This is a genomic window from bacterium (assembly GCA_021159335.1).
Classification (GTDB): Bacteria; UBP14; UBA6098; order B30-G16; family B30-G16; genus JAGGRZ01.
In genome coordinates this window covers 1-7,105 of the sequence record JAGGRZ010000036.1, presented here as the reverse complement: position 1 = coordinate 7,105, position 7,105 = coordinate 1, and the positions used below count along the sequence as shown (strand labels likewise).

Annotated in this window: 8 protein-coding genes; 7 read left to right on the top strand and 1 reads right to left on the bottom strand. The window is 47.4% G+C overall.

Annotation, left to right across the window (positions count from 1 at the left end; genetic code table 11):
* From J7J62_02200 to ispG, 7 genes are all read left to right on the top strand, one after another.
* The coding region (locus J7J62_02200) for a hypothetical protein (GenBank protein ID MCD6123965.1) at positions 1-731 on the top strand (731 nt) is incomplete at its 5' end.
* A 9-nt stretch (positions 732-740) separates the two neighbouring features.
* Entirely contained in the window at positions 741-1,073 is a 333-nt protein-coding gene (locus tag J7J62_02195) for a hypothetical protein (GenBank protein ID MCD6123964.1), read from the top strand.
* Positions 1,042-1,938: a DUF116 domain-containing protein gene (locus J7J62_02190; GenBank protein ID MCD6123963.1), complete on the top strand. Its 897-nt coding sequence runs from the start codon at positions 1,042-1,044 to the stop codon at positions 1,936-1,938. The genes J7J62_02195 and J7J62_02190 overlap by 32 nt, the downstream gene beginning before the upstream one ends.
* Positions 1,939-2,099: 161 nt before the next feature.
* Positions 2,100-3,107, top strand: a complete 1,008-nt coding sequence (gap, locus tag J7J62_02185) for a type I glyceraldehyde-3-phosphate dehydrogenase (protein MCD6123962.1) — start codon at positions 2,100-2,102, stop codon at positions 3,105-3,107.
* Positions 3,108-3,193: 86 nt separating this feature from the next.
* Positions 3,194-4,390, top strand: a complete 1,197-nt coding sequence (locus tag J7J62_02180) for a phosphoglycerate kinase (protein ID MCD6123961.1) — start codon at positions 3,194-3,196, stop codon at positions 4,388-4,390.
* Positions 4,391-4,435: 45 nt separating this feature from the next.
* Positions 4,436-5,401 carry a thioredoxin-disulfide reductase gene (gene trxB / locus J7J62_02175; GenBank protein ID MCD6123960.1) on the top strand — a complete coding sequence of 322 codons (966 nt, stop codon included), beginning with the start codon at positions 4,436-4,438 and terminating at the stop codon, positions 5,399-5,401.
* Between the two features lie 94 nt (positions 5,402-5,495).
* Positions 5,496-6,572 (top strand): flavodoxin-dependent (E)-4-hydroxy-3-methylbut-2-enyl-diphosphate synthase, encoded by a 1,077-nt coding sequence (gene ispG, locus J7J62_02170; protein ID MCD6123959.1) that lies wholly within the window; start codon positions 5,496-5,498, stop codon positions 6,570-6,572.
* Here the strand turns inward: ispG and J7J62_02165 are convergent.
* Positions 6,569-7,105 (bottom strand): glycosyltransferase family 9 protein (locus J7J62_02165; protein ID MCD6123958.1); only part of this gene is annotated, 537 nt, incomplete at its 5' end. The two genes, ispG and J7J62_02165, sit on opposite strands and share 4 nt — an antisense overlap.

The following is a 7,105-nucleotide window of genomic DNA, read 5'->3' as shown; positions in this document are numbered from 1 at the left end:
TGTGGGAAGAGCTGCCAACTGGTTACGCATATTACCTTTCCACCGTATTCTATATAAGCGATTTCTCCTTCATGGGGGAATACAAGAACTATGACAACTTCGTCATAAGGGAGAAGCAGTACAATAACCCCCCGACATTAATACACTATTCACCATACACTCTTCCAAGCCGTCATGTTAAAAAAGTTAATCTTAACGATGAGGTAGGCTTTGCGTTTAGCGCTTCTGGCAATAAGTTTGGCATGTCAGGCGAGGTATTTTTTGCATCAGCAGCAAGACATGACGGGACGGATAAGTATTCCCAACTCTGGCTCGAGTTATCCAAAGAAAGAAAATTCGTTGACATAACGGTTGCTGGAGAATATGTGGCGGATAAGGATACTACCTATCTTACCGGGATAACCGACCTTACACTGCGCCCCGAACCCTCGCCATTTGCGCTTACTATCACTGCCGAGGGACAGCAATGGAGCTATCAGGATGCATATCACAGAAACATCTACTTCACGGTTAACATCAATTATGCTGGTTTCGGGAGTATTGGACTTGAAGGCGGTGTTGTGGACGAGGAAAGTTACATAAGAGCGGTAAGTAGCCTCAAACTAATCGAGAATGCTGACATGCGAATAAGCCTTGGAAGCCGTCCCGGTGGATTTTTCTGCTCAGGCGGAATATGCCGCTACGAGGACAGGTTTGAGGGGGTCGAGGTCAGAGTAATACTGACATATTAGTCCTTGGTAATGTTAAGAAGAATTCTTAAAAGGATAAGGGAGAGCGAGCGGGCTTTCCGAGTAGGAATCGTGCTGCTCATAATAAACCCGCCTATAGGATGGATTGGCTTTGCTGTTGGCGGTTATTTAACTGCAAAATATCATCAGGCAAAGTTTATGGTTTGGGCAACGATAATATACGCTATAACATGGGGTATGTCAGCAGCAGGAGTGATATTGGCAGGTCCACGAGGAGTGCTTTTGGCTAAAAAATTTGTTGAAAAGCTTCTAAGAAGAGTTTTCAGGCAAAGTAAAACCCAAACTATAAAAGGTGAAATCGAAAGGGCAAAAATCCCGAAATAACATAATTCCGAAAAGCGAGGCGTGGAACACAACGCCATTTCTGGTTTTATCTTGGCTTGCATACATAGTATTCGCATTTGCAATTGCTTTAGTATTCTATCTTTCTCAGCCGAGGCTTTGCGAGATATCGAAGCTACTCTGCTATGGTGTGGGCATATCTTTCGGTGCTTTGATAATAGTGATTTTTGGCGGACTTGGTTTGATAACGCTCACGACAATTACTGGCTATGACCTTTTGTATCCACACGGGAAAACGCAGATAACTATGCGCATACTTCCACCGATAGTGTATCTTATAGGCTCGAGCCTTTTTGGAATCGAGAAAGACAAGCTAAGGGAGAGCTTTATAGCCGTTAGTAACAAACTTTTCTGGGCGCAGGCTAAAAAAGGGAGGTTCAGTGCCGAAAGGCTTTTGATTTTGCTTCCGCATTGCATTCAATGGCACGATTGCCCGTGGAAAATAACCTGGTCAGTCGAGAATTGCCGCAAGTGTGGGATGTGCCCAGTAGGAGCGTTGGTGAACCTGCACGGGAAAGGAGGTATTTCGGTTTATGTTGCTACAGGTGGAACTGTGGCGAGAAGAGTGGTTACTGAGGCAAAGCCGACTATGATACTTGCCGTGGCATGCCCAAGAGACCTTGCGGAAGGAATGGTAGATGTGTATCCTATACCAGTATACGGTATTCTTATTGAAAGGCCCAATGGTCCTTGCTTCGATACATATCTTAGCCTTCATCGAGTTTTCGAATTCCTGCGCCAATTCAGACCTGATGTTTACGAAAGCATTAAGGACAGCGCAAAACAGATGGCGGATGAGTACGAGGCTAAGTATAGTAGCGAAAAGGCACTCGTAATGGGAGCCTGAAACAATGTTGGATGCTTAGAAAAAACAAAGTGCAGGCAGGGAATGGAAACAGGAAAACATTAGGAAAGGAGGAAGTTATCGATTGTATGGATAGTGTTTCTTTCCTTGACCGAATCAGCTATGGCACAGATATTTAGAATCTGTTTAAAAAGGAGGAAGATATGGCAACAAAAGTGGCTATAAACGGTTTCGGGCGTATAGGCAGGCTCGTTTTTCGCATTGGCTGGGGTAATCCGAATTTAGAGTTCGTGGCGATAAACGACATAACGACCCCAAAGATACTTGCCCATCTTTTGAAGTACGACTCTGTTCACGGGATTTGGGGGCATGAAGTCAGCTACACGGATAATTCGATAATAGTTGACGGCAAAGAAATCCCCGTCTTTGCTATAACTGACCCCTCACAGCTTCCATGGAAAGACTTTGAGGTCGACATAGCTGTGGAATCCACGGGCAGGTTCAGGGAACGGGAGAAAGCTGAGCTTCATCTTAAAGCTGGCGCGAAGAAAGTCCTTATATCCGCACCTGCACGCGGCAAAGGCGCCGACGGAACATTTGTAATAGGTGTCAACCACAAGGATTACGACCCCGAGAAGCATCACATAATAAGCATAGGTTCCTGCACCACGAATGCGATAGTCCCGTTGGCAAAAGTGCTGTGGGATAATTTTGGGATAGAGTACGGCTACATGACCACAGTCCACGCCTACACCAATGACCAGCGCATACTCGACCTTCCCCATAAGGACCTGAGGCGTGCTCGCGCGGCAGCGATGTCGATAATACCCACCACTACTGGCGCCGCAAAGACAGTAGGCAAAATTATTACTGAACTTGAGGGCAGATTCGATGGTATATCCATGCGCGTGCCTGTGCCTGATGGCTCGATAGTTGACCTGGTCGCAGTGTTGGGCAAAGAGGTTACCGTTGACGATATTAACGGTGCGCTTCGTGCCGCCGCTGAGGGTGACATGAAAGGGATAATAGAGTATACCGAGGATCCGATAGTTTCTACCGACATTATTGGCAACCCACACTCATGCATTTTCGACGCGGCATCTACGAGAGTCATGGGGGAAAGGAGCAGGTTTATAAAAGTCCTGGCGTGGTACGACAACGAATACGGATTTTCCAACCGTATGGTTGACATGCTCGTTATGATGATGTAAATTTCTGTTCCGATCAAATTTTTCTTGCTTTGGGGGATTAATAAGGTTATTTCACGAATCTAAAGATTCAACATTCGGAGGCAGCCATGCGTAAAAAGACCATCGACGATATCCAGATTACTAACAAGCGTGTTCTTATTCGCGTTGATTACAATGTTCCGCTGGAGAACGGTAAAGTAGCAAACGACCTGAGAATTCGCAAATCGCTGCCCACCATAAAGAAGCTTCTTTCCGACTCTAACGCCCTTGTTCTAATGTCTCATCTTGGTCGTCCGGGCGGAAAAGTTGACCCAAAACTTAGCCTTGCCCCTGTGGCGAAGCATCTATCAAAACTTCTTGGGCAGGAGGTAAAGTTTGTTAATGATTGCGTGGGCGACGATGTCAACAAGGCTGTGGACTCGTTAAAGCCCGGCGAGGTAATGCTTCTCGAGAATGTCAGATTCCATCCTGAGGAGAAGAAAAACTCGGATGAATTTGCCAAAAAGCTGGCTCGTCATGGTGAGGTATTTGTCAACGATGCTTTCTCAGTTTGCCATAGGGCGCATGCGTCCGTTGTGGGAGTGCCGAAATTTCTTAGACCAGCGGTAGCGGGATACCTGCTTCAAAGCGAAATAAAGCACCTTGGCATGTTCCTTGATGACCCAGCCCGACCTTTCGTGGCGGTTATAGGTGGCGCAAAAGTATCCACCAAAATAGGCGTTTTCAAGAACCTTCTCCCGCGGGTTGACAAGATTCTCGTTGGTGGTGGAATGTCGTTCACATTTTTCTCCGCGTGGGGGCTTGAGGTGGGAAAATCACTCGTTGAGGAGAATTCCTTTCAGACCGCGACAGAAATTTTCAACCTTTCGGAGGAACTTGGCGGAAGAATGCTTCTCCCCGTGGACATACTGGTCGCAAAGGAACTTGACCCCAACTCTCCAGTTAAAACTGTTCCCTATGATCACATTCCGAAAAATTGGATTGGGGTAGACATCGGTCAGGCAACGATCCAGCTATACACGGACGAGATTCTCAAAGCAAAGTCGGTTTTCATGAACGGACCTATGGGGATATTCGAGATAAAGCCATTCTCGGAGGGTACGCGAGCTGTTCTTGAGGCTATGGCGGAGGTTGCCTCAAAGGGCAATGTAGCGGTAGTCGGGGGCGGTGATTCGGCAGCAGCGGCATATGAACTTGGATTCGCCGACATGATGACGCACATTTCGACCGGTGGTGGAGCATCACTCGAATTCATGGAGGGCAAGGAACTCCCCGGGATAAGCGTTCTTGACGATGCCGATTAGCAGGTAACATTCCCTTCCATAGCATTTCGCATAAAGGAGAGGCATATGAGCATAGAATTCTTCGTGGGCGGAAGTGAAACATTTAAGGAAAGTTACGAATTAGCGATAATAGGTGGTGGTCCTGCGGGGCTTACGGCTGCACTCTATGCAGCCCGCTCGATGCTCGACCATGTGCTTATCGAGAAAAATCCCATACCCGGCGGACAAATTCTTAACACGGAGCTTGTCGAAAACTATCCCGGATTCGCCGAACCAGTATCGGGAATGGAGCTTATGCAGCGCTTTCAAGCTCAGGCGGAGAAATTCGGTGCCAAAATTATAAACGCTGGTGTTCAGAGGCTGACTATTGAGGATGGCAAGTTCAGAATAATTACTGATGAAGGCGAGACCTCAGCGAAGGCTGTGATAATCTCATCGGGCGCATCGCCAAAACTGATGAACATAGAGGGTGAGGACAAATTTATTGGCAAGGGAATATCATTTTGCGCGACCTGCGATGGGGCACTTTATAAGGATAAAGTAGTTGCCGTTATAGGCGGCGGAGACGCAGCGGTGGAGGAGGCGCTGTATTTGACCAAGTTCGCATCAAAGGTTTTCATAGTCCACCGTCGAGACAAACTTAGAGCAACGAAAATTCTTCAGGAGCGAGCATTTAATAACCCAAAAATCGAGTTTGTGTGGAGCCATGTCCCCAAAAAAGTCTTGGGAGAGCAGGTGGTCGAGGGGTTAGAGGTAGAATCTCGCGTGGATGGCTCGACAAAAGTTTTGAATGTTTCTGGAATATTCGTTTACATAGGTCTAATTCCCAACACTGACTTCATAGCGATAGATGAGCTTGGCCTTGATGACAAAGGTTTTATTATTACTGATGCGGAGATGCGGACCAACATCTCCGGACTTTTTGCCGCTGGCGATGTCAGAAGCAAGCTCCTAAGACAGATTTCTACGGCGGTTGGCGACGGTGCTAATGCTGCATTCGCGGCTGAAAAATATTTGCATGGGGAAGGCTAAATAACCTGCCACAGAAAGACCCTCAGAATTAAGTTGCGCACCTCTTGTTAAGTGTCATCTTAAAGAGATTGGCATTTACAGAAATTTCGCGATAATGACGAGACGAGAGGAAACGAAAAGGGTGATGGTGGGCACCGTTTCTATTGGTGGAGATACCATAATCACCGTTCAGTCCATGTCGAAGCGTCCAACGACCGATATTGCGGGCGTGCTGAACGAGATTGAAAGTGTTCTTCTTGCCGGTGGAGACATAATGCGTGTCTCAGTCCCGGACATGGATTCCGCGAAGGCGCTGAAGGAGATATTAAAGTCCTCACCGCTTCCGATAGTAGCGGACATTCACTTTGACTACCGTTTAGCGCTTGCGTCGCTTGATGCGGGAGTTCATAAGCTTCGAATAAATCCCGGAAATATCGGCAAGGCGGAGTATGTCAGGCTTATCGCGCGGGAGGCTAAAGCACGCGGTATACCGATAAGGGTTGGCGTTAATGCTGGTTCTCTGCCCAAGGATTTGCTCAAAAAATTTGGCGGACCAACCCCTGAAGCTATGGTCGAGGCAGCAAGGCGAGAAATAGAAATTCTCGAAGAAGCAGACTTCACTGACATCGTGGTTTCACTCAAGGCCTCCTCGCCAAAACTTGCATATGAAGCCAACATGCTTTTTGCTGAGGAATTCAGCTATCCTATTCATGTGGGGATAACGGAAGCAGGTTTTGGATATCAAGGGATAATCGCCTCAAGTGTTGGCTCGGCAATGATATTTTCAGCGGGCATCGGAAACACATTTAGGGTCTCGCTTACTGAGGACCCCGCTACTGAGGTTCGCGTAGCCCGGGAGATTCTTCGCTTTCTTGGATTGCGTGACTATTGGGTTAGAATAATAAGCTGCCCAATGTGCGCCCGCGCCGAAACGAAGATAGATGACATAGCAAGAAAAATCTGGGACCAAACGAAAAACATAAGGAAACCCATTAGTATTGCTGTTATGGGTTGTGTTGTTAACGGTCCCGGCGAGGCCGCCCATGCAGATATTGGCGTGGCTTGCGGCAAAGGCTATTCGCTTATTTTCAGTCGTGGTAAGCCGATAAAAAAGGTGCCTAACGACCGCATTGTCGAGGAACTTATGGAGCAAATCGAGAAGTTTTTTGGAAAGCTTGAGAGCAATTCTTAATCTTTGAAAACATCAACAATCCGCCTGTAAACTTCCAGCGGCGATATAAGATTTGTGCAGGGATAATGACGGCAGCTTTTTTTGCACTTTTTACAGGGCGGCAGGTCTGGGCTTATCCAGCCTGCTTTGTTGTGGGCGGGACCCCATCGTGTCGCTGATGTTACTCTTAGCACCGGGTAAATGCCGAATGCAAGGGTACCCACGGCATCGGCGAGGTGGAGCATTCCTGTGCTTGGCCCGACGAACGCACGAGAAAACTTGTAAATACCGGCTACAATCTGGATGGGCTGATTGAAGATCACATTAGTTTTGCCACCGGCAACGAATTGTGCAAGCTCAAGCTCCCCTGGTCCGGCGGTGACAACATACTTTATTCCATCTTTTTTGAGTATTTCCGCCAACGAGCGGAAGTTTTCAGGGCCCCAGTTAAGCGCTGAACCACCACTTCCAGGATGGATGGCGACAAATTCCTCAGGTTCAACATCTGCTCTTGAAAGTATTTTGTGCGCTTCAGAAAGCGCATCATCAGGAAC

Bases quoted from the DNA above. Each gene is read 5' to 3' on its own strand.
- gap (MCD6123962.1), top strand. From the start codon at position 2,100: ATGGCAACAAAAGTGGCTATAAACGGTTTCGGGCGTATAGGCAGGCTC.
- ispG (MCD6123959.1), top strand. From the start codon at position 5,496: ATGACGAGACGAGAGGAAACGAAAAGGGTGATGGTGGGCACCGTTTCT.
- J7J62_02180 (MCD6123961.1), top strand. From the start codon at position 3,194: ATGCGTAAAAAGACCATCGACGATATCCAGATTACTAACAAGCGTGTT.
- J7J62_02195 (MCD6123964.1), top strand. From the start codon at position 741: ATGTTAAGAAGAATTCTTAAAAGGATAAGGGAGAGCGAGCGGGCTTTC.
- trxB (MCD6123960.1), top strand. From the start codon at position 4,436: ATGAGCATAGAATTCTTCGTGGGCGGAAGTGAAACATTTAAGGAAAGT.